The organism is Pseudomonas fluorescens (assembly GCF_000968015.1).
Lineage (GTDB): Bacteria > Pseudomonadota > Gammaproteobacteria > Pseudomonadales > Pseudomonadaceae > Aquipseudomonas > Aquipseudomonas fluorescens_W.
In genome coordinates, this window is the sequence record NZ_LACH01000002.1 from 354060 (window position 1) to 376496 (window position 22437).

The following is a 22437-nucleotide window of genomic DNA, read 5'->3' on the forward strand; positions in this document are numbered from 1 at the left end:
ACGCGGTTTTCGATCAGACGATCGGAGCCACCTTCAGCGACGCGGTTTTCGATCAGACGATCTGAACCACCTTCAGCGACGCGGTTTTCGATCAGACGATCGGAACCACCTTCAGCCACACGATTCTCGATCAAACGATCCGAACCACCTTCAGCCACACGACTTTCAATCAGACGATCCGAGCCGCCTTCGGCGACAACCGGGTGAGCAGAGGTAGCGGCGAAAGCGTTAACTGCAAAAACCGAGAAAGCGATGCTGAGAAGGATTTGGCGTTTCATGATGGTGTGCTCCGGGGTGTAGTTGTTGGGTCTGGAGCTGATGTTACGCCGCGGATTTTTTAAGAGAACTTCATTGAGTTAATGGTGACTATTGACGGAGTCAATGATCCTCCTGTCGTCGGCTCTGCCGCTCAGCCAGAACCGCAGGGGTATGCTGGACCTCTTGAACTGTCGAGGCTCTCCAGGTCCGCAAGGATGTCCTGCGAGGTTCCCTGCTCTGGTCGAGAGGATAAATCGATGCACGACTATTACGATTTGGGCACCTACAGCCGCCCGGTGACGACCCGTTCGTCCCAGGCCCAGCGCTGGTTCGATCGTGGCTTGGTGTGGTGCTACGGCTACAACCACGACGAATCCATACGCTGTTTCCAAAAGGCGATCGAACACGACCGCGATTGCGCGATGGCCTACTGGGGCATCGCCTACGCTTCGGGCCCCAACTACAACAAGCGTTGGGATGCCTTCATCGAACAGGAATTGAAAGAAGCCGTGGCCCAGGCACGACGGGCGACGCAAACCGCGCTGGCGCATATCGACGGCGCAACACCGGTGGAACAGGCGCTGATCCGCACGCTGGAGCAACGCTACCAGGCCGATCAGGCCACCAGCCTCGACCAACTCTTCGCCTGGAACGATGCCTATGCGGCGTCTATGCGTGATGTCTACACAGCTTTTCCTGAAGATCTCGATGTCGTTGCGTTGTTTGCCGAAGCGATGATTGACCGCACTCCCTGGCAATTGTGGGACCTGAAAACTGGTAAACCGGCGCCGGGCGCCGACACGCTTGAAACAGTGGCCGTGCTGGAACGGGCGCTAGGGCGGATGGAGCAGCACGGCGATGCGCCGCACCCCGGCGTGCTGCACATGTACGTCCACACCCTGGAAATGTCGCCCTACCCGGAACGGGCATTGCGGGCCGGCGATGTCCTGCGTGACCTGGTGCCGGACGCCGGACATTTGCGTCATATGCCGTCGCACATCGACGTGCTCTGCGGTGATTACCGTGGGGCCATGGTCACCAATAGCCGGGCGATACTGGCCGACGGCAAATACCTGGAACAGGAAGGGCCGCTCAACTTCTACACCTTGTATCGATGCCACAACTACCACTTCAAACTCTATTCGGCGATGTTCCTCGGGCAATACCAACCGGCCCTGGAAGCCGCCGATCAACTGATGTCGACCATCAGGGAAGAACTGCTGCGCGTGGAGCAACCGCCCATGGCCGACTGGCTGGAAGGCTTCGTGTCGATGAAGGTCCACGTGCAGATACGCTTCGGCAAATGGCAGGACATCCTCGCCACGCCGCTGCCGAACGACCAGGCGCTGTACTGCGTGACCACGGCAATGCTGCATTACGCCAGAGGCGTGGCGCATGCGGCCACCGGGTACATCGCCGCCGCCGAAGCCGAACAGCGTCTATTCCTCGAAGCCTGGACCCGAGTGCCGGACACACGCTACCTCTTCAACAATAAATGCACCGACATTCTGGCGGTTGCCGCAGGCATGCTGCGTGGGGAAATCGAGTACCGTAAAGGCAATTACGACGACGCCTTCGCCCACTTGCGCCAGGCACTGTCGCTGGACGACAACCTGCCTTACGACGAACCATGGGGCTGGATGCAACCGGTCAGGCATGCATTGGGCGCGTTGCTTTTGGAGCAGGGCAGGGTAGAAGAAGCGTTGCAGGCCTATCGAGCCGATCTGGGACTGGACAACACACTCAGCCGTGCGTCCTGGCATCTGGACAATGTGTGGAGCCTGCACGGCTATGTGGAATGTCTGAGACGGTTGGGTCTGGATGCCGAAGCTGCTGCTGCCAAGACGCGCCTTGATCTGGCCATGGCCCGGGCGGATGTGGAGATTAAGGCCTCGTGTTTTTGCCGTGTTGGGGCGGGGTGTTGTCAGTGATGCTCGAAAACGCCGGAGATTGCCTATGGATCGCTTGTCTACGTTGTTGTCGCAGTTCGGCGTGCGTGCAAGCCTGTTTTACAACGGCAATCTTTGCGGCATGGCGTCATACGATGGCTCTGACCAGCGCGGGCATATTCACCTGCTGCAGGCAGGTAGCGTCACTTTGCAGAGGGCTGATCGCAAGGACTTGCTGCTCACCCAACCCAGTCTGATTTTTCTGCCACGCCCAAGTCGGCATCAACTGTTCGCCGGTAAGCCCGAGGGCGCTCAACTGTTGTGTGCGTCGATGAAGTTTGAGGGCGGAGTCGATAACCCGTTGTCCGCTTCGTTACCCGATTGTCTGGTGCTGTCCCTGGATGAGCTACCGCTGCTGGCCGATACACTGAAATGGATGTTCAGTGAGGCGGCAGGCGGACATTGTGGCAGGGAGGCGGCGCTGGATCGCTTGTTCGAACTACTGATCATCTTGTTGTTTCGGCATCTGCTCGACCACCACCAGTTGCGGACCGGAATGATGGCTGGGTTGGCCGATGTGCGGCTGGCGCGCTCGCTGGTACAGATGCACAACGCACCGGATCGTGCCTGGTCGGTTGCAGAGCTTGCGAGCGAGTCGAACATGTCGCGTGCTGCCTACGCCGTGCATTTTCGGGCCGTTATAGGGCAAACCCCCGCAGATTATCTGTTGAGTTGGCGCATCAGCCTGGCGCAAAAGCGCCTGCGTGAAGGGCGGCCGATTACGCTCATCGCGGCCGAGGTCGGTTATGAAAGCCCTTCGGCGCTTGCCCGTGCGTTCCGTCGCAAAACGGGCTACAGCCCTCGGGACTGGATGAAAGATTTGGCAGGGGAAAATGATGGGGCAATGGCCTGAAAGCATCGAATTGCTTCAGGCCATTGCGAGAGGAGAGTCATCGGTTTAACGGTTTTCCAACTCAGTCAGAGAGTGGCCGGCCACGAATATAGACGCGGCAAGCAACCCGATGTCTTTGAGGAGAAACTGGCCCGGCGCAACCGTAATGGCTGGAAAACCGAGACCGGGTTCAATCACGCCTGGCGTCGAAAACATAAAGCTCAAGGTGGTGAAAAACAATCCGGCCGATAACACGCCACCGACCAATGAAAGCTTCGGCGATAGCAGGCGACCTGCAATCAGAACACCGATCGAGACCTCCAGAACGCCGAGTAAGCTGGAGAAGGTATCGACACTGAAAATGTCATAAACCCACCCCAGGAAAGGGCTGTTGCTCACCAGCGGAACCAGTCCCTGTGCCTCGTAGTGCGTGAACTTCATGCCACCGAACCAGAAGTAAATGACGGTGAGCGCAAAGTAAGCACCGTAGGTTCCGAGCGCCATGGTTTTAATCCCGAGCGTTGAATGGTTATGGGCGTTGTTGGTTCTGTGGTTCTCAATGCTTATGGTTTTCATGATCAAGGCTTCCAGGAGTGTGGTGACAAACGCTGTTCATCAGCCCAACGCGGTTGACGTTGGGAGTGAAGACAGTGTTGCCTTTGATTCCACGCTCGTGGCTTCTGAACGTATTGCGTTCAGTGCAGATCGTCTTGACTCATTGCGGGTCTTGAAAGAGAAGGGTGGCTATCGACCCAAAGCAGACAGTCCTTTCTAACTAAAGAAAGGTCAGAAATGAACACAAAAAGCGTCTAAAAAATCAAGTTGCTATGCGTCGATCATCATTTGTTCGAACTGATGGGTGAGCTTTTCAAACCGTGGCGCATCACAGGTAGGGCAAAGAATAGGCATTTTTCTTCCCGTAAACATGGACTTCAGGCTACTGCACTTCACACAACGCAGATGTGTTTTTACGTATGCCGCCAAAGGTTCGACAAGCTGCTCGTTTAACCGACTTGCGAGAAAAGCGACCTGAGTTCGATCAAACTGATTTGTCAGGCTCAAATGGCGAAGGTGCGTACAGCGAGCGAGACTAGTGATGTCGTCGACCTCGAACGTCGCATTCGCCAGCGAAAACTTGGTGAGCTTGGAAATACGTGACACAGGTTCGATTGAGTTAAGGCGTATAGGTGATGAGCCTCCACCCAGGTTGCCGGACAGACGCAGTTCGGTCAGTTCGCTTAGCTCCTCAATTCCATCGAGTCGACGCAGCTTTGGGAAGTCTTCAACTGCCAGATGCGTCAGGTCTCTCAGCTTGAAAACAGGTTCCAGCACTTCAATTTTTGTCGCCCATTCAAACTTCAATCGACGCGTATTAGTTAACTTATCGATCCCCTCAAGTGACGGTAGTTTGAGGTTATAGAGGCGTAGTTCGATTGCTGTACATCTAGATAGCACCTTCGGCCATATTTGTGCTGAAACATTCCGAAGATCAAGCTCATCTCCTTCAGAAAGTTGTTGTTCGGGGAACTGGCGGTCTAGGCATAAAATCACGTTTCACCTCCTACGCAATTGCTCCGTGAAGCGAGAGGATAGACCCCTGAGGCTCCGTGGAGGCAGAGCCTATCGACTGACACCGGGGCTGTCCAGCGACCGCTTCTGGCCGATTTCTGCCTGTCACGATGGGCAGAAATCGACCCATAGCTGCCCTTCGCGGAGGTCAGCTATCGGCCAAAAGCAATGGGATGGACTCCAAATCCAACGGTTCAACCGATTGAGTACTGATAACCATGCTCAGGTCAGCTCTTTTCTGCGTCCGCGTTTTCGCTCCTGAACTGCATAATCTCGGGCAGGTTGTTTTCAATCCAGTCGACCATTGCCTCTACCTTGACTGCTGCTGCCTCTCCCAGGGGAGTCAACGTGTATTCCACATAGGGTGGCACTATCGGTCGAGAGAGCCGATTGACGAACCCATCGCTCTCCAACCCCTGGAGTGTCTGTGAAAGCATTTTCTCACTCACTCCACCGATTTTCCGACGCAGCTCACTAAAGCGATGCGTGCCCCCCAATAGAACAACTAGCACCAGCACTCCCCAGCGGCTGGTCATATGCTTGAGGACCTCTCGCGAAGGGCAATCAGCTTGCATAAGTTCGCCGCGACGTATTTTTTCGGACAAAGGATGAGGGATGTCATCTTGGGGGGGCATTGAGCTTACCTTTCTGTACGTACTTACTATTAGTTAGCCTGTGCCGTAGGATGACCACTCCTCCCTTTAGAATCAAGGTACTTCTTATGATTGCCGTCACAGGTGCTACCGGCCAATTAGGCCGTCTCGTTATTGATACGTTGCTTAAAACCGTCAACCCACACGAAATCGTCGCGTTGGTGCGCGATCCACTCAAGGCGCAGGATCTTAGCGCGAAAGGCGTTGACGTCCGCCAAGCAGATTACAACCAGCCTGAAACCCTTCGTAGCGCCTTGGTCGGTGTTCAGCGTCTGCTGCTGATTTCGTCAAGCGAAGTCGGTCAGCGTAAGGCACAACATCGTGCCGTCATTGAGGCGGCCAAATCTTCGGGCGTCCAACTTCTGGCGTACACCAGTATGCTGCATGCAGACAAGTCGACACTGGGATTGGCTGTCGAGCACCGGGATACTGAGCAGGCGTTGGTAGCGTCTGGATTGCATTACGTACTGCTGCGTAATGGTTGGTACAGCGAGAACTACACCGCCAGCGTGCCGCCCGCGGTCGAGCACGGAGCTATTCTGGGTAGTGCGCAAGAGGGTCGAATCTCCTCCGCAGCGCGAAAAGATTATGCTGACGCGGCAGCCGTTGTACTGACCAGCGAAGGTCAGGCAGGCAAGGTATACGAACTGGCAGGTGATGAGAGTTACTCGTTATCCGAACTGGCCACGGAAGTCGCCAAACAATCCGGTAAGACCGTTGTTTACAACGATCTTCCACAAGAGCAATACAAGGCAGTACTCATTGGATTGGGCCTACCGGCAGAGTTCGCCGGGCTGTTTGCTGATTCTGATGCCGCAGCAGCTAAAGGCGATCTGTTTGATGACTCTCGCCAACTGAGTGAGTTGCTGGGACGTCCAACGACCCCGATTGCTCAATCCGTTAGCGCGGCGCTTAAGCACTAAAATTAGCCAGCAGCAGCTTTGCTTAATGCTTCCAAGCCGCATTGAGCAAAGCTATCCACGCCAACCATCGAGGACCGGGTTGACCGTCTGCTTTTGGCCGATTCCAGCCCTTCAGGAAGAGAGACTATTTGATCTGAAACAAGCGTGAAATCGTGACCAAGGCTTTCTCCCCGTCAGCCTCATAGAGGCCAAACAAGGACGCTTGGTCGGTGAGGCGATGCAGACGGAAATAGTTATAGAACGCTTGACCCAAGCGCTGCTTCTCGAACATTCCCTGATTCCAAAGGCCGAGAAATTCGTTATAGGCGGCCACCTCGATTTCCAGCCCCGGTGTGCTGTCCATTTGAACCCCACTTGATGGTGAACTCTGGCGGGTCCTGCCAAACCGCCAACGGGTGGTGCTTGTGTAGAAGCAACCTACCGACTATGTGCAACGGCTGCCAGTTGCTCGGTATCTACGCGAACAAAAACGGAGTTTCCAATAGCCGTCAGCACATCCCCCGCGTAGACCTCGCAGATGACGCGAGTTTTGCGTCCGACTTCACCTTCAACTTTCGCGCGCAGGGTCAGCGGTACGCCCATCGGTGTCGGTTTGATGAACTTGATGCCAAGGTTGCCAGTGACGCAATGGGTGTGGGGGAGGCTTGCGACTTAGCGGTGTTCCATACGGTAGTGATAAGCCATCGCCGTCCAGTTTGAATGGCAATCAACCAGCATCGCTATCAACCCGCCGTACGCTGCAATCGGGTTTCGGTCACTCGGGCAACCCGGCCAGCCGCAGTCCATCCGCGAACCGCGCGAGATCCTCGGGCCGTTGGACGGGCAGCCATTCCTTCAGGTTGGAGACGCGCAATGAGGGTTCCAGCTCGTGCAGGCGCTGTATCGCCTGCTTCGCTTTGTCCATTTGCCCGGTGAGCGCATGACTGGCCGCCATCAGGGCAACCGAGGGCAGGAGGGTGGGCAGGTTCCCCAGCGCCTTTTCCGCCCAGGCCGAAGCGACGTCGAAGCGCCCGGCGAGGAAATACGCGAGCGCCATTCCCACCTGCATCCGAAACATTTCCGGGTCCAGCGGACTCAAGCGAACGGCATGGCTCAAATGCTCGATCGCTTCGTCTGTTTCACCGCGCAGTGCGCGCAGGATACCGCCCAGGAACCAGGCAGGGGCGAGGTTGGGGTTGAGCAGGCGCGCCCTGTCGAGCAGGGCAATGCCGCCATCGACATCGCCAGCCAGATGGGCAAGCGCATGTCCGCCTCGCGTCAGCGCCACCGCATCATCCCGGCCGAGTGTCACCGCCAGCCGCGCAAGCCGTACGCCTTCGGCGATCTCTCGAGGCCTATCGCTCATCCAGCCATTCAATTTGCGCCAGAAGTGACACCAGGCCGCCATGCCATAGGCCGATGCAAATTCCGGGTCGAGTTCGATGGCCTTGTAGAACAACGGCAGCGCCTCGTCGATGGCTTCCCGGGTGCCGCTGTGCAGTTTTGGCATTCCGCGCAGGTAATAGTCGTAGGCGTCCAGGCTTTCCGTTGGTTTGCGCTTGGCGCGTTCGATTTCCGCCCGTTCCAGCTGCGGCGAGATGGCGCCGACGACGCTTGCGGCGATTTGATCCTGCAGTTCAAAGATGTCGTCGAGCATGCCTTCAAAGCGCTCCGCCCAGATATGCGTCCCGGTTGTTGCGTCGATGAGCTGCCCGGTGATGCGTACCTTGTTCCCCGATTTACGCACGCTGCCTTCCAGCACGTAGCGCACGCCGAGCTCCTGGCCGACGCCCTTGACGTCCACCGCACGGCCCTTGTAGGTGAAGCTCGAATTGCGCGCGATGACGAACAGCCAGCGGATACGCGACAGGGCGGTAATGATGTCCTCGACCATGCCGTCAGCGAAATACTCCTGCTCCGGGTCGCCGCTCAGGTTGTGGAAGGGCAGGACGGTAATGGAGGGCTTGTCCGGGAGGGCGAGCGAGGAGGGAGGTGTTTGCTTCGGGTCCACAGGCGCGATTTCGCCGGTGCCAGGCCCGTCAGGTTGTCGTACGCCGTCGATCTGGTCGACCTTGATCTCGCCCACGAAGCGGTAGCCCTTGCGGGCGACAGTGCGCACCAGCCGCTGTTCCTCGCCGGTATCGCCGATGGCCTTGCGCACCGCATTGATGTGGCTGGTGATCGTCGATTCCGAGACGATCCGGCCGTTCCACACCGCCTTGAGCAGGTCGTCCTTGCTGACGACGCGATCGCGGTTGTTGACGAGCTGCAGCAATAGATCGAAGGCCTGTGGGCCGACGGCCACGACTTGCCCGCGCAAGGTCAATTCCCGGCGCTCCTGATCGAGCACGTAGTCTTCAAACACGAATGGCAAGGTGCGTATCCCCTGGTCGAGCGCCCTCGACTCCGTGTCCGAGCTGGCGATTGGTACGTGGTGCCGATAATACGGCAGCACGTAACCCACTGCACCGTCCAGCAAGCGGCTTCTTTGGACAAAAAAACAAGCTTCCCCGAAGACAAACTCAAGGTCGGCACAAGGACTTCCCTCATACGCGCGGGCATTCTCTCTCCACATCGACAGCAATGGTTGCCGTCGGGAAATGGAGAGAACCCATGAAGATCGTCGTCATCGGAGGCACCGGCCTCATCGGATCGAAACTTGTGAAAAACCTCCGCGAGCGCGGCCATGACGTGCTCGCAGCCGCCCCCAGCACGGGGATCAACAGCGTCACCCGCGAGGGCCTGGCCGAAGCGATGGATGGCACCGATATCGTCGTCGACGTGGCGAACGCGCCGTCCTGGGAAGACCTGGCCGTCCTCGATTTCTTCGAAACGTCGAGCCGTAACTTGCTGGCTGCGGAAGCTGCCGCCGGTGTTCGTCATCACGTTGCCCTGTCGATCGTCGGTAGCGAACGGCTGCCCGATGCAGGCTACTTCCGCGCCAAGGTCGCGCAGGAAAACCTTATCAAAGCGTCTGGAATTCCTTACACCCTGTTGCGTGCCACGCAGTTTTTCGAGTTTGTCAGCGGCATTGTCCAGTCGTTCGCCGTCGGCGAGGAGTTTCACGTTTCGCCAGCGCTGATCCAGCCGATAGCGTCCGACGACGTGGTGGCGGCGCTGGCCGATGTCGTGCTGGCAGCGCCGGTCAATGGCACGGTGGAAGTCGCAGGTCCTGAAGCCATGCCTCTCGACGATCTGGCCAGGCGCTTTCTGCGGATAACCCAGGACAACCGTAAGGTCGTGCCGGACGTGAATGCGCGCTACTTCGGTGCTGTGCTCGACGATCAATCGCTGACCGCTGGCAAGAACGCGCGCCTGGGCGCGATCCGCTTCGAGGACTGGCTCGGTCAGTCGAAGGCCGGGTAACGATTCGTGCCATCACCGCCCCACCCACGAAGGAGCAATGTCATGGTCACTCGATTTGTATTAGCCGCTGTCTTCGCAGCGCTCTCGATCAGCGCCGTGTCGGCCGCAGAGCCGCCCGCCGGAAAGGTGACGGTTGTGTTTGACCGTCCCATTTCCAACATCCCCGGCAAGAGCATGAAGGGTGTGGTCGTCGAGTATGGGCCGGGTGCCGCGTCGCCGTCCCACACCCATCCGAAAACGGCCTTCATCTATGCAACGGTCCTGGAGGGCTCGTTTCGCATCAAAGTCAAAGGCCAGCCGGAAAAGATCTACCACGTCGGCGAAAACTTCGTAGAGGAGCCGGGCTCCGTGCACGAAGTCAGCGCCAACGCCAGCGACACCCAACCCGCACGCCTGTTGGCCGTGTTCGTCCTCGACAGCGATGAAAAGACGCTCGTTACACCTATCAAAAAGTGAGCCGATGACGCGCTCATGAATGCTCGACAGCCGGGTGGCAGGCCACTGCCGCCCGTGGCTGCTGCAGTCCCAGGCATTGAACAGGAAATGACAAAATGAACGCGCTTCAGGACAAGGCCGCCATTGCCACCGGCGCAAGCGCCGAGATCCCTGTCGTGGTGGCACGGCAAGGCAAGAGAAAGAAGATCGGCATCCTGCTGTGCATCGGTGCCGTGGTGGTCTTGGCTGGCGGATGGGCCCTGGCGCTTTCGAGCGGTGCGACCTCCACCGACAACGCTTATGTGCGCGGCGACGTCACCTCGCTCGCTGCAAAGGTTGCCGGCTATGTCACTGCGGTCGAGGTCGAGGACAACCAAACCGTGCGGGCCGGTGACGTCCTGTTCCGTATCGATGATCGGGACTATCGCGCACGGCTGGCACAAGCCGTGGCCAATGTCAGCGCTGCTCAGGCTCGCCTGAGCCATGTCGATGCAGAAACCCAGCTTCAGCGTGCGCTGATTCGACAGGCCGAAGCCCAGAAACGCTCGGGCGTGGCCGAGATGAATCTGGCGAACAAAACCCATGATCGCAGCCGCAAACTAATCCTCAGCAACGCGGTCAGCCAAGCCCTCGTCGATGAAAGCGACGCGGCACGATTGAGAGCCGAGGCGACGGTATCCGGCGCTTCCGCAACGGTCGAGGCTCAACAGCAAGGCATCGCCGTCCTCGTGGCGCAGCGGGAAGCTGCCGTGGCAGCGGTGACGCAGGCGCAGGCCGCTCGCGATCTGGCCCAGATCGATCTCGACAGCACCGTGGTGCGCGCGCCGGTTGATGGCGTGGTCGGTAACCGTCAGGTTCGCATCGGCCGCTTTGTTACGACGGGCGTTGCCTTGCTCGATATCGTGCCGGTCAACGACGTATGGGTTGTGGCGAATTTCAAGGAAACCCAGCTCGAACAAATCCGCCCCGGTCAGCGCGTGCGCATCACGGTCGACGGCTACCCCAGCGGGGCACTTGAAGGCGTGGTCGACAGCTTTGCACCGGGTAGCGGGTCGGCGTTCAGCCTGCTCCCCACCGACAACGCGACCGGCAACTTTGTGCGTGTCGTGCAGCGCGTTCCGGTGAAGATCCGGCTGGTCCACAACCCGTTGCCGGGCCGCATCGTGCCGGGTCTGTCCGCGCGAGTCGAGGTTGCGCACGGGGAGGGATCATGAACGTGGATGCCAGCGCAACGCGGAGCAACACCCGCGCTACGACCGGTGTCTTGCTCATGGTGGGCATCGTGCTTGCCACGCTGACGGAAGCGATCGCCAGCACCGTTCTGTCGCTCGGACGCGGCGACATCATCGGCGACACCTATGCAACGCCTGATGAGTTCGCCTGGCTGGATATCGGCTACACCGCGCTCAAGCTGATCGGGTTCATGACCGCGCCTTGGTTGCTGACGCGTTTTAATCCGCGTCATGTGATTATCGGCTCAACCCTGGTCATGGGGATGGCATGCGGCATTGCCACCCTCACGGCCCGGCTGGACCTGCTGATCGTGCTTCGAATTATTCAGGGCTTCGCTGGCGGCATCCTGCTGGTCGGGGGGCAGGCGATCATATTTCGCACCTTTGCGCGATCTCGCCAACCCATCCTTCAAGCCCTGTTTGCCATGGGCGCCGTTGTCGCGTCCGCGACGCTTGCCCCGGCCCTTCAAGGGTGGTTGATCGATAGCCAATCCTGGGCATGGATTTTCTTCGGCGTTGTTCCGGTGGCCCTGGCGGCGACCGGACTTCTGCTGATCGCAGTCGGCCCGATGCCAGCCAAGGTCCGGCACCGTCCGTTTGACTGGGTCGGCTTCGCGCTGATCGCTGCCACGCTGTTCTGCTTCACTTACGTTCTCAGCCAGGGCAGCCGGTGGGACTGGTTCGAAGAGCCACGCATCCTTTGGTTGAGCGTGATCGGCACAGCCGCGCTGCTGGCATTTCTCGGCCAACAAGTGTTGGCCAAAGGCCAAGGTCTGTTCGACTTCACCCTGTTCAAATCGAGCGATTTTTGCTTCGCCTTTATCGTCAGTTTTGTCGCCGGCGCCGCGTTGTTCGGCAGCGCGTTCCTGATCCCGGCGTTCGCCCTGTCGGTCCTCGCGTTCACGCCTACCGATGCCGGCCTGCTCCTGTTGCCCAGTGGCGGGTTGTTTATCGGCGGACTTCTCATCTCCGCCTGGCTCATGCAAGTCGGCCGCGTTCCGCCGGTCGCCACAGTGCCCTTTGGAATCCTGATGATCATGGTTGCGATGTGGATGCTGTCCGGTTCGACCAGCGAAAGCGGCGCGGACGACATGATGGCAGCCATCCTGTTGCGCGGTCTGGGCCTTGGCTTCCTCTTTCTGTCGATCACGCTGATCGCGTTCAGCGACCTCAATAGCCGCAACCTCGCCTGCGGAATAGGTCTCTTCAATACGGGGCGCCAGTTGGGTGGTCTGATGGGCGTCGCAGGACTCCAGACACTGATCGACCATAACGTCTTCGCCAATGCCGTAGTCCTCGGCGCCAATGTCACCCCGGGAGGGGCCGCGGTCATCGAACGGCTGGCGACCACGACAGCCATGCTGACGGTGAAAGGGATGGATGCAGCGGCCGCCGGCAGGGCAGCGGTGAGCCTCCTTGGCCGGGTCGTGTCAGGTCAGGCCACGGTGATTGCCTTCGACACAGCGTTCATCGCTGTCGCCCTGCTTTTTGTAGTCGCAGCGCCCATGCTGGTTGGCATCAAGATCGGACTCTCGAAATACGCGAAAGCACGCGCTGCACGAACCGTAGCGTGAGGCTTCACTCAGTCCAGGTTACCCAGCAGCCACTCACTGAAGCTTCGCGCCAGCGCATTATTCTCACTGTCACGATGGGTCAGCATGGCCCAGTTCGGGCCGCGAATGGTTTGCTCCACCAAGGGTTGCAACAATCCTTGGGCGCGCGCCTGCCGACTCAATAACTGGCTGACCAAGGCGATACCGAGCCCCGCGCACGCGGCGTCCAGCAGCAGGCCGGGGTCGGAGAAATTCAGCCCCTGATCTTTCTGGCCGACATCGATGCCAGCTTCCACCGCCCAGTGACTCCAATCCATTTCCCGCTCGCCATGAAGGGTGGTGCGCTGTTCCCGTGGCAGCGCCAACAGGCTCGGGTGACACGCCGGATAGAGGCGGTCGGCGTGCAACACCTTGAAGCTGCACTCGGCTTGGGAACTGATGTCATCGCGCACGGCGAGGTCGATGGTCTGGGTGGTCATGTCCGGGACTTCATCGGTACTGAAAATCCACAGATCAACGTCCGGGTGCTCACGGCGAAAATCCCCCAAGCGTGGCAGCAGCCAATGACGGGCGAACGCAGGGGTGGTGTTGAGGACCAGTTGGTTGGGTTTCTGGTATTGCCCAAGACGGCGAATGCCGACGGCCAGTTGTTGCAGTAATGCCTGGGTGGTGCTGAGCAGGTCGTGACCGGCATCGGTCAGGCTGACGCTGCGTCCACTGCGAAAGAACAAGGGCTGTTCGAGGTACGCCTCAAGGCTGCGGATCTGCTGACTGATCGCCGATTGGGTGAGGTGCAGCTCGTCGGCCGCCTTGTGGAAACTGCCCAGCCGGGCGGCGGCTTCAAAGCCGCGAAGGGTGCTGAGTGGCGGCCAGTGCTTGAGCATGCTGATAAGTTCCTCTAATCATTTGTCTGCAAAATCCATCGTTTGTTTGCCTGATTTTACGGCCGTAGCATGCATGCCAGGACCACCAAAGCAGTTTTGTTGAACACAATGGCTTAACTAAAAGGGCTTTTTATCATGCAGCATGTCATGCAGCAGAATGAAATTCGAAACAGCGGTTGGATGATGCCGGCCGAGTGGGTCAGGCACGCCGCCACCTGGATGGTCTGGCCGCACAATACGGCACTCTGGGAGTCCGGTTGGGGCGTGACATTGCCTCTGGTGCAAGAAGACTTCGCTCGCGTCGCCAACGCTATCGCCCGTTTCGAACCGGTGAAACTGGTCGTCGACCCTTCTGCTATCGCCAGTGCCAAAGCGTTATGTGGGCCGAACATCGAATTGATCGAGCTGGCGGTAAACGACAGCTGGTGCCGGGATTCCGGCCCGAGTTTCGTCTGCCATCCACAACAAGGCCTGGCCGGGGTGAGCTGGCGCTTCAACGCGTGGGGCGGCAAGTCGGCTCATGATCTGGACGAAAGCCTGGCTCGTCGCGCACTCAATCACTTGGGCGTGGAGTGCTTTGGCACACCGCTGAGCAATGAAGGCGGGGCCATCCATGTGGACGGCGAGGGCACGTTGATCACCACCGAATCGGTGTTGCTCAACCCCAATCGCAACCCGGGCATGAACAAGGCTGAGATCGAGGAAATCTTCACGCGTCTGCTGGGCGTGAAGAAGACGATCTGGCTGCCGGGTGATCCGGACTATGTGACCGGCGACATGACTGACGGCCACGTCGATGGCGTGTGCGCGTTCGCTCGCCCTGGCGTGTTGCTGGTGGACGCCACCCACGACCAGCACTCGGTGTATGCCGAAGTGGCCCGCGAGAACCGACGTGCCCTGGAGCTGGCCACCGATGCCCAAGGCCGACAGTTCGAGCTGATCGAATTGTATGAAGCCAGCGATGCCGTGGACACTCAAGCTGAAGTGTTCTGCGCCTCCTACACCAATTTCTACATCGCCAACGACGCCATCATCATGCCGGCCTACGGCATTGATGCCGACAACGTCGCGGCCGCCGTACTCCGGCAGGTGTTCCCCGGGCGCGAAGTGGTGCCGGTGCGGATCAATCACCTGGCCCATGGCGGTGGCGGTGTGCATTGCATCACCCAGCAACAGCCCGCCTGGCCGGTGGAGGGTTGATGCCATGACGCTTCTGACCATCGCCACCACCCAGATGCCCTGCACCTGGGATCTGCAACACAACCTCGATCAGGCCGAACAACTGGTGCGCGAGGCCGCGGCCAAAGGCGCCCAGGTCATCCTGTTGCAGGAGCTGTTTGCCACGCCGTATTTCTGCATCGAGCAAAGCCACAAGCACCTGGAGCTGGCCGAAGAATATCGATACAGCCCTGTGCTCAAGCGTTTTGCCGCGCTGGCCAAAGAGCTGGGTGTGGTGCTGCCGCTGAGCTGGTTCGAGCAGGCCGGCAATGCCTACTTCAATTCCTTGAGCGTGGCCGATGCCGATGGGCGCTTGTTGGGCGTGTATCGCAAGACCCACATTCCCAACGCCATCGGCTATCAGGAGAAGGAATACTTCAGCCCCGGCGATACCGGTTTTCGTGTCTGGGACACGGCGTTCGGGCGACTGGGTGTGGGGATCTGCTGGGATCAGTGGTTCCCCGAGACCGCGCGCTGCCTCGCGTTGATGGGCGCTGAAGTCTTGCTGTTTCCTACCGCCATCGGTTCTGAACCTGGCTGCGCGACGCTGGATTCCCGTGACCACTGGCAGATGACCATGCGCGGCCACGCCGCCGCCAACCTGCTGCCGGTGGTGGCCGCCAACCGCATCGGCCGCGAGGTGGCGACCACCGATCCTGCCCTGCAAATGAGCTTCTACGGCTCGTCCTTTATCTGCAATCACAAGGGCAAGTTGCTCGCCGAGGCCGACCGCGACAGCACCGGTGTGCTCGTACACAGCCTGGACCTGGCGGCCATGAGTGAAGAGCGCTTGAGCTGGGGCATTTATCGCGATCGCCGTCCGGACATGTACGGCGCGCTGTTGACTCAGGACGGTCGTCACACCCATGCACGCTGGAAGACTCAAGAGGTTTGATATGCACTCGATCAATAAACTGTTGAGCGGCGCCTTGGGCCTGGCGCTGGGCTGTGCCTTGCCGGCGCTGCACGCGGAAGAGAAAACCCTCAGGTTGTACAACTGGGCCGACTATTTTGCCGAGGACACGCTGGCCAGATTCACCGCCGAAACCGGGATCAAAGTGATCTACGACGTCATGGATGGCAGTGAGACGCTGGAAGCCAAAATGCTCGCCGGCGGCAGCGGTTATGACCTGATCTTCCCGGGTGACACCGTCGCCGAACGCTTGATGCGCGCCGGTAGCCTGCAACCGCTGGACCGGTCAAAACTCACGGCCCTGGATGACATCGAACCCGGCTTGCAGAAGCTGCGAACGCATTACGAGTTTTCGCGCCAGGCCACCGTTCCCTACACCTGGGGCACCATCGGCCTGACCTACAATGCTGAGCAGATCAAACAGCGTTTGCCGGATGCTCCCGTCAACAGCCTCGACATGTTGTTCAAACCGGAACTGGCGGCCAAATTTGCCGACTGCGGTATTTCGATGATCGACTCGCCGGACGAAGTGCTGGCAGTCGTGCTTAATTATCTGGGCCGGGAGCCACGCAGCGCCAAGCCCGAAGACCTGGCAGCGGCGAGTGAGCTGCTGCTGAAACTTCGGCCGTACATCCGCAAGTTCCAGTCGCAGCCGGTCACCGACCTGGTGAACGGCAACCTGTGCCTGTCGCTCGGTTACAGCGGGGACATGACGCAGGCGCAACGGACGGCGGATTCCGCCGGCAAGAACACCCTGTTCCAATACCGAATCCCCCGTGAAGGCACCACGGTGTGGATGGACACCATGGCGATTCCGGTCGACGCCAAACATCCGGAATACGCCTATGCCTTCATCAACTTCGTCATGCGCCCGCAGAATATGGCTGCCATCAGTAACTTCACCGGCTACCCAACCTCCAATGCCAAGGCACGTGCGAGCGTCGATGAGACCATGCGCAACAACCCGGATATTTACCTCGATGAAGCCACTTATGCACGGCTGATTCCGGGCAAGGATATTCCCCAGCCCGATATGCGGGCGCGCATGCGCACGTGGACCAAGTTCAAGACGGCCACCGCGAAATGACTTCAGACACACATTCCAGGGACCAACACATGTCGACGCGTCGTGAGTTCATCAAGCAAGTATCGGTAGTCGCCGGTTTGGGCGTGGCAGCGTCTATCGGACTTGGCCTGACACCCCTGCGCGCGCAAGCGGCTACCGCCGGCAGTTGGCGTATGCCGGATGAGGGCGACAAGCATCAGCGGGCCTTCATCGCCTTTGGCGCACAAGAAGCGATCTGGGAGGATTTCACCCCCGACGTACAAGCAGCCATTGGCCTGATCGCTCGCACCCTCGCGCGATATGAACCGGTGACCGTGTTCTGTCGTGAGCGAGAACGGGAGCTGGCCGAAGAACACTGCGGCACGATTGATATCACCTACGTCACCACCGAACTCGACGACATCTGGATGCGCGATATCGGCGCCAACTTTGTCATCGACGGGGACGGCGGGCTCGGTGCCGTGGATTTCAACTTCAACGGCTGGGGCAAAAAACAACAGCATGGCGAGGATGCGCAACTGGCCGCTTTGGTTGCAAGTACCGTGCAAGCCCGTCATATCCGCAGCGAGTTGGTGGGCGAGGGCGGTGGTATCGAAGTGGATGGTCACGGCACGGGGATCATGACCGAAAGCAGTTGGATCAACGCCAACCGCAACCCTGATTGGAGCAAGGCCGAGATCGAGCAAGAGCTGAAAGCGCGCCTGGGCTTGCGCAAGATCATCTGGCTGCCGGGGATCAAAGGTAAGGACATCACGGATGCCCATGTCGATTTCTACGCCCGTTTCGTCAAGCCAGGCGTTGTGATCGCCAACCTCGACAACGACCCTCAGTCATACGATTACAGCGTCACGCGTGCCCATTTGGACATTCTGAAAAATGCCACTGATGCCGATGGCCGCAAGCTGCAGGTGCATACCGTGTCGCCACCGCTCAACCCACGAAAGAGCAGGTTCAGCCGCAACAACCCGGACTTTGCCGCTGGCTACATCAACTACTTCGTGATCAACGGGGCGGTCATTGCGCCCGAGTTTGGTGACAGGGCGGCAGACTCCAAAGCCTTTGATTTGTTGTCCGAACTCTACCCGGACCGTGAAGTGGTACAGCTCAACATCGACGCGATCTCTGCCGGTGGCGGCGGTATCCACTGTGTGACCAGTCAACAACCGTTGGCTTAGTCTGGATCAACGCTTTGCCATCCGGTTCTGCGAAGCCGTCAGGCCTTGACCCAGCGTTGACGGCTCCAGTTGCTCAATGTGTCGACGGCCAATACCAGCAACAGCATCGCCAGAATGACCGTGCTGGCTTGAGCTTCCTGGAACAGGCTGAGGCTGACATAGAGCATTTGCCCCAAGCCACCGGCGCCGACGAAGCCGAGCACACTGGCCATGCGGATATTGTTTTCCCAGCGGTACAGGATGTAGGCCAGTAGTTGCGGCATCAGGTTGGGCAGTGATCCGTAACAGAACGCCCATACGGCATTGCCACCCTGCAGGCGGATGGCTTCGGCCGGTTCGGGTGGGGTGTTTTCCAGCGCTTCGGCGAACAGCCGGCCGAGCACGCCGGTGGTGTGCAGGGCCAAGGCCAGGGTGCCGGCATTGGGGCCGAGCCCGGCGGCCAGGACCATCAGCGCCGCCCACACCAGTTCCGGAACCGCGCGCAAAGCATTGAGTACCAGACGCGACGCACTCTGCAATGGCCAGCCGAAGCGCCCGGCCGCGGGCAATGCCAACAGTAGACCGAATACCGCCGCGAGCAGGGTGCCAAGGGCGGACATGGCGATGGTTTCCAGGGCGCCGTGGCCGATGGCTTGCAGATGGTTCGCGCTCAAGTCCGGGCTGAGAAAGCGTTGTGCATAGGCGCCCATTTGCTTCAGGTTGCCGCTGCCACCCAATTCGCCGAGGTCGATTCCCAAATAGATGAACGAGGCGACCACCGCTGCGCCGATACACAGGAGCAGCACCAGGTTGATCAGGCGATTCATGCCAGCCTCCAGCGCAGCAGGCGGCTGAGTTGATCGGCGAGCAGCACCAGGACGAGAAACGTCAGTAACAAACTGGCCACTTCACCGCCGGCAAACATGCGCAACGACAAATCCATTTGCTGGCCCAGACCGCCGGCACCGACGAAGCCCATCACCACCGAGGCGCGGATTGCGCACTCCCAGCGGTACACCGTGTACGACAACAGCTCCGCAGCGACATTGGGCAGGATCCCGTAGAAAAAGGCTGCCAGCCGACCGCTGCCAGCTTGCAGCAGCGCGTGGGCCGGGCGCTGATCGATCGACTCGAAAATTTCCGCGTAGACCTTGCCCAGCATGCCGCTGTAGGTAATGGCGATGGCCAGTACCCCGGCCGTCGGGCCGAGGCCGACGGCACGCACGAACAACAGCGCCCAGACGATTTCCGGCACGCTGCGCAGGAAGATCAGTAAACCGCGTACCGGCCAACGCAGCAGTTGACCCCAATAGCCCGGGTGGCCGGCACGGGAGGCGGCAGACAGCGACAGCGCCCGACTGGCCAGCAGGCTGGCGGGGACGGCCAACAGCAACGCCAGGGCCATGCCCGCCGTGGCGATGGCCAGGGTCTGCAAGGTGGCTTGCACTAACAGCTCAATGAATTCCTCGCCATGGGCCGGTGGCCAGAAGGCTGAGACAAACCGGCCCATCTCGCTCTGACTGTCACTCGCCACCAGCACACTGAGGTCCAGCTCGCTGAAGTGGATGCCCGGCCACAGCAGGGCAAGGGCCAGCAAGGTGAGCAGCAGGCGGGGCCGGGTGGCCGGATCTCGGGTATCGCGGGTCAGCATCGGGGAATCTGCACACTCAAGGGCGCTGGAATAATGGGTGGGGATTGCAGCTGCTCGTTGGCATAGAGCTTGTCGAGCAACTCGCGGTCGACTTCGCTGGCCGCAAGGTCGAACAGGATCTGCCCGTCACGCAAACCGATGATCCGCGAAAAGTTCGCCAGGGCCAGCTCCACCGCATGCAGGCTGGCGACCAGGGTGACGTTGTGCTGCCGGGCATGGCGGCAGAGCACCGAAAGCGTGTGCTCGGCCAACACCGGGTCCATGGCCGATACCGGCTCATCGGCCAGCAACACTTCGGGCGCTTGATACAGCACGCGGGCAATGCCCACGCGCTGTAGCTGTCCACCGGACAGTTGCTGACATTGCGCGAACAACTTGTCGCTGAGGTCCAGCCTGGCCAATGCCGCGCGTGCGCCCGGAATATCCACCGGATGCAGCAAGTTCAGCAGACTTTTGCCCAGGCCCCACTGACCCAGTTTTCCAGCCAGAACCGCGGTGACCACGCGCTGGCGCGGTGGCAGCGGGGGCGCTTGATGGATCAGGCCGATGCGCGCGCGCAGACGCTGGCGTTCACGGGCAGACAGCTGCCAGGCGCGCTCGCCGAGCACCTGCAGCTCACCATTGTCCGGTCGCAGGGCGGTGGCCAGCAGGTTGAGCAGGCTCGACTTGCCCGCGCCGGACGGACCGATGATGGCGACCTGTTCGCTGGCACCGATGTGCAGGTCCACGCCGCGCAGCGCCTGGACGCCGTTGGTGTGGGTAAGGCTGACCTGGGTCAGATGCAGCGTCATTTGAGCAGTTCGGCGGCGCGTGCGGCTTCCTCGATGCCCTTGTAATTCTCAGGTTTGGTTTCGATGAATCGGCTGGCGGCCTGCAGATCCAGAATCTCCTTGTCCTTCGGGTTCGCCGGATCGAGCGCCAGAAAGGCTGCCTTGATTTTGGCCGCCAACGCCGGGTCGAGGGTCCCGCGCACGGTCCAGTTGTAGTCGTAGTAGGCCGGGGTGGTCGCAAACACTCTGACCTTGGTGGTGTCGACCTTGCCGGCGGCGACCAGTTTTTCCCACACGCTGGCGTTCAGTACCCCGGCGTCCACCTTGCCGGCCTGGACCCAGGCAACAGTGGCGTCATGGGCGCCGGAATAGCCCACGCGACTGAAATAGGTTTCCGGTTTGATGCCGTCCTTCAGCATGAAATAGCGCGGCATGAGACTGCCTGAAGTGGATGACACCGAGCCGAAGGCGAAGGTCTTGCCCTTGAGGTCGGCGAGGGATTTGACGGCCGGGTCGGCGGTGATGAATTTGCTGGTGAACTGGGCGTCCTGTTCGCGCTGTACCAGCGGAATGGCATTGCCGGTTTTCAGGCGTGCCTGCACGAATGTGAAGCCACCCAGCCAGGCCATATCAATTCGGTCAGTGGCCAGCGCCTCGACCACGGCCGGATAGTCGCTCACGGGAACGAACTCGACCTTCATGCCCAATTGTTGTTCCAGGTAGGTGCCCAGCGGCTTGAACTTGCGCAGCAGTTCGGTCGGGGCTTCATCGGGAATCGCGCTGACTTTCAGGGTGTCGGCGGCCTGCGCCAACAGGGTAGAAAAAGACAGTGTCAAGCCGACAGCCAATGCCAGGGTACGGTTGAGCATGAAAGTTCTCCGGTGCATTAAGGCAAAAATGTCGATACGCCAGGCACAAGCTGATGGCTGCATGGCGCTTTGTGAGGGTAGACGAAATGGAGCGAAATTGACCGCTTTTGGCCCGACATCGCCACGTTTCATGACCGCCTGTAACCCGGCACGAGGGTTAACTCGCGCTTCGCTATTCTTAAAGACACTACAAGGTTGCACGTTGAACAGAGGATTGAATGATGAGGATGTTACTGATGGTCGAGTGCCCTAACGAACCCTTCAACTCCCTCGTCAAAGCGGGGAAGGTGGGCGAGGTTATTGAACGCATCCTGACCAGTATCAAGCCGGAGGCGGCGTACTTTACCGAGCAAGATGGCAAACGTGGTGGGATTTTTGTGGTCGACGTACAAGACCCCTCCGACATCCCCGCTTTTGCGGAACCCTTTTTTCTCAACTTCAACGCCACCTGCAAGTTCCGTATTGTGATGAGCGCGCAGGATCTGCAAAAGTCTGGTCTGGAGACGCTCGGGCAAACGTGGGCGTGTTGAGAGGCCGTTTGGGGTCGGTATTGGCGACCCCGATCCGTCTGTTAGTCAGTTCCGTACAGTCCAAAGCATGGTCTGAACCCTGATATGCGGATGACTGGCCAAAGGTTCCCATTCATCGATGAAAGAGAAACCCTGCTTTAGATAGAAGTTCGAGGCTCTTGCATTGTCCGGGGAGACATCGAGAAAAACGCGATCATGCCCTTTGCCGATCGCGCGAGATTTCACCGCCTCAACAAGCCGAGCTGCCACCCCAGAACCACGTGCAGCGGGTTCAACCCACATTCCGATCAGGTTATAGCGATTCGCTTGACTGACTCCCGCACCGATCATCCCCACCGGTTTATCGTCCTTGATGGCCAACCAGAATTCCGGTCCGGCCGCTGACGAAGCGCGTTCTTTCCACTGCTCGTCACTGTATTGAACGGCCGTTTGGTAACTCACACCAAACGCCGTCGGCGTGTCCAGAAGTGCAGCGAGACGGACTTGCTTCAAAAACATCCAGTCTTTGGCTTCCGTCAACCGAATGTCCATGATCGTCCTTGTTTTGTAGTTTAGTTTTTCTTCTTGATTAGTTTATTCATGTAGTACTTCAGGCTGAAACGATCTTTGGGCCTTGGCTTGTAGTGGGTTTTG

Annotated in this window: 23 protein-coding genes and 2 pseudogenes; 12 read left to right on the forward strand and 13 right to left on the reverse strand. The window is 59.4% G+C overall.

The annotated features are described in order from the left end of the window. Window positions 1–278: pseudogene (locus tag VD17_RS02780) on the reverse strand (phage infection protein); the annotation flags it as partial. Between the two features lie 237 nt (window positions 279–515). Here VD17_RS02780 and VD17_RS02785 point away from each other — a divergent pair. Together VD17_RS02785 and VD17_RS02790 are read left to right on the forward strand one after the other, a co-directional pair. Further along, on the forward strand, window positions 516–2189 hold the full coding sequence (locus VD17_RS02785; RefSeq protein WP_046052561.1) for a tetratricopeptide repeat protein: 1674 nt from the start codon (window positions 516–518) through the stop codon (window positions 2187–2189). Between the two features lie 25 nt (window positions 2190–2214). Beyond that, window positions 2215–3060: an AraC family transcriptional regulator gene (locus VD17_RS02790; protein ID WP_046052562.1), complete on the forward strand. Its 846-nt coding sequence runs from the start codon at window positions 2215–2217 to the stop codon at window positions 3058–3060. 45 nt (window positions 3061–3105) lie between these two features. On the opposite strand, the gene VD17_RS02795 is transcribed toward VD17_RS02790, so the two are convergent. From VD17_RS02795 to VD17_RS02805, 3 genes are all read right to left on the reverse strand, one after another. Further along, entirely contained in the window at window positions 3106–3615 is a 510-nt protein-coding gene (locus VD17_RS02795) for a YkgB family protein (protein ID WP_046052563.1), read from the reverse strand. 249 nt (window positions 3616–3864) lie between these two features. Next, complete coding sequence (locus tag VD17_RS02800; protein WP_046052564.1) at window positions 3865–4590, reverse strand: hypothetical protein; 726 nt, start codon at window positions 4588–4590, stop codon at window positions 3865–3867. Between the two features lie 245 nt (window positions 4591–4835). After that, entirely contained in the window at window positions 4836–5243 is a 408-nt protein-coding gene (locus VD17_RS02805; RefSeq protein ID WP_046052565.1) for a winged helix-turn-helix transcriptional regulator, read from the reverse strand. 86 nt (window positions 5244–5329) lie between these two features. Between VD17_RS02805 and VD17_RS02810 the strand changes: the two genes are divergently transcribed. Then, window positions 5330–6184, forward strand: a complete 855-nt coding sequence (locus tag VD17_RS02810) for an SDR family oxidoreductase (RefSeq protein WP_046052566.1) — start codon at window positions 5330–5332, stop codon at window positions 6182–6184. Between the two features lie 124 nt (window positions 6185–6308). On the opposite strand, the gene VD17_RS02815 is transcribed toward VD17_RS02810, so the two are convergent. The 3 genes and pseudogenes from VD17_RS02815 to VD17_RS02825 all read right to left on the reverse strand — a co-directional run bounded on the left by VD17_RS02815 (window position 6309) and on the right by VD17_RS02825 (window position 8537). Next, entirely contained in the window at window positions 6309–6527 is a 219-nt protein-coding gene (locus tag VD17_RS02815; RefSeq protein WP_046052567.1) for a hypothetical protein, read from the reverse strand. 74 nt (window positions 6528–6601) lie between these two features. Beyond that, window positions 6602–6964: pseudogene (locus VD17_RS31425) on the reverse strand (PaaI family thioesterase); the annotation flags it as partial. Next, window positions 6939–8537, reverse strand: coding sequence for a winged helix-turn-helix domain-containing protein (locus VD17_RS02825; protein WP_046052592.1), 1599 nt, complete (start codon window positions 8535–8537; stop codon window positions 6939–6941). The gene VD17_RS02825 and the pseudogene VD17_RS31425, both read right to left, overlap by 26 nt. Before the next feature lie 239 nt (window positions 8538–8776). Between VD17_RS02825 and VD17_RS02830 the strand changes: the two genes are divergently transcribed. The 4 genes from VD17_RS02830 to VD17_RS02845 all read left to right on the forward strand — a co-directional run bounded on the left by VD17_RS02830 (window position 8777) and on the right by VD17_RS02845 (window position 12770). Continuing rightward, window positions 8777–9529 (forward strand): SDR family oxidoreductase, encoded by a 753-nt coding sequence (locus tag VD17_RS02830; RefSeq protein WP_046052569.1) that lies wholly within the window; start codon window positions 8777–8779, stop codon window positions 9527–9529. Window positions 9530–9571: 42 nt separating this feature from the next. Then, window positions 9572–9985 carry a cupin domain-containing protein gene (locus VD17_RS02835; protein ID WP_046052570.1) on the forward strand — a complete coding sequence of 138 codons (414 nt, stop codon included), beginning with the start codon at window positions 9572–9574 and terminating at the stop codon, window positions 9983–9985. 95 nt (window positions 9986–10080) lie between these two features. After that, window positions 10081–11178 carry an HlyD family secretion protein gene (locus VD17_RS02840; RefSeq protein WP_046052571.1) on the forward strand — a complete coding sequence of 366 codons (1098 nt, stop codon included), beginning with the start codon at window positions 10081–10083 and terminating at the stop codon, window positions 11176–11178. Then, a complete protein-coding gene (locus tag VD17_RS02845; RefSeq protein ID WP_046052572.1) occupies window positions 11175–12770 on the forward strand; it encodes an MFS transporter in 1596 nt (531 codons plus the stop codon). The genes VD17_RS02840 and VD17_RS02845 overlap by 4 nt, the downstream gene beginning before the upstream one ends. Window positions 12771–12778: 8 nt before the next feature. Here VD17_RS02845 and VD17_RS02850 read toward each other — a convergent pair whose 3' ends face one another. Beyond that, window positions 12779–13633 carry a LysR substrate-binding domain-containing protein gene (locus tag VD17_RS02850; protein WP_046052573.1) on the reverse strand — a complete coding sequence of 285 codons (855 nt, stop codon included), beginning with the start codon at window positions 13631–13633 and terminating at the stop codon, window positions 12779–12781. A 147-nt stretch (window positions 13634–13780) separates the two neighbouring features. On the opposite strand from VD17_RS02850, the gene VD17_RS02855 reads away from it, so the two are divergent. The 4 genes from VD17_RS02855 to VD17_RS02870 are packed head-to-tail and all read left to right on the forward strand — an operon-like array spanning window position 13781 to window position 18005. Further along, window positions 13781–14833, forward strand: coding sequence for an agmatine deiminase family protein (locus tag VD17_RS02855; RefSeq protein WP_046052593.1), 1053 nt, complete (start codon window positions 13781–13783; stop codon window positions 14831–14833). Window positions 14834–14837: 4 nt separating this feature from the next. Then, complete coding sequence (aguB, locus tag VD17_RS02860) at window positions 14838–15746, forward strand: N-carbamoylputrescine amidase (RefSeq protein WP_046052574.1); 909 nt, start codon at window positions 14838–14840, stop codon at window positions 15744–15746. Between the two features lies 1 nt (window position 15747). After that, complete coding sequence (locus tag VD17_RS02865; RefSeq protein WP_046052575.1) at window positions 15748–16851, forward strand: extracellular solute-binding protein; 1104 nt, start codon at window positions 15748–15750, stop codon at window positions 16849–16851. A 29-nt stretch (window positions 16852–16880) separates the two neighbouring features. Beyond that, window positions 16881–18005, forward strand: coding sequence for an agmatine deiminase family protein (locus VD17_RS02870; RefSeq protein WP_046052576.1), 1125 nt, complete (start codon window positions 16881–16883; stop codon window positions 18003–18005). Window positions 18006–18043: 38 nt separating this feature from the next. Here the strand turns inward: VD17_RS02870 and phnE are convergent, their stop codons facing one another. From phnE to VD17_RS02890, 4 genes are read right to left on the reverse strand one after another with little or no spacing between them, the layout of a single operon-like run. Further along, window positions 18044–18811, reverse strand: a complete 768-nt coding sequence (phnE, locus tag VD17_RS02875; protein ID WP_046052577.1) for a phosphonate ABC transporter, permease protein PhnE — start codon at window positions 18809–18811, stop codon at window positions 18044–18046. Further along, window positions 18808–19635, reverse strand: coding sequence for a PhnE/PtxC family ABC transporter permease (locus tag VD17_RS02880; RefSeq protein ID WP_046052578.1), 828 nt, complete (start codon window positions 19633–19635; stop codon window positions 18808–18810). The genes phnE and VD17_RS02880 overlap by 4 nt, the downstream gene beginning before the upstream one ends. Then, window positions 19629–20426, reverse strand: coding sequence for a phosphonate ABC transporter ATP-binding protein (locus tag VD17_RS02885; protein WP_046052579.1), 798 nt, complete (start codon window positions 20424–20426; stop codon window positions 19629–19631). Before VD17_RS02885 ends, VD17_RS02880 begins: the two co-directional genes overlap by 7 nt. Further along, a complete protein-coding gene (locus VD17_RS02890) occupies window positions 20423–21274 on the reverse strand; it encodes a putative selenate ABC transporter substrate-binding protein (RefSeq protein ID WP_046052580.1) in 852 nt (283 codons plus the stop codon). Before VD17_RS02890 ends, VD17_RS02885 begins: the two co-directional genes overlap by 4 nt. A 221-nt stretch (window positions 21275–21495) precedes the next feature. Between VD17_RS02890 and VD17_RS02895 the strand changes: the two genes are divergently transcribed. Continuing rightward, on the forward strand, window positions 21496–21804 hold the full coding sequence (locus tag VD17_RS02895; RefSeq protein WP_046052594.1) for a panthothenate synthetase: 309 nt from the start codon (window positions 21496–21498) through the stop codon (window positions 21802–21804). Between the two features lie 45 nt (window positions 21805–21849). Here VD17_RS02895 and VD17_RS02900 read toward each other — a convergent pair whose 3' ends face one another. After that, on the reverse strand, window positions 21850–22335 hold the full coding sequence (locus VD17_RS02900; protein ID WP_185753086.1) for a GNAT family N-acetyltransferase: 486 nt from the start codon (window positions 22333–22335) through the stop codon (window positions 21850–21852). Window positions 22336–22437 lie beyond the last annotated feature (102 nt).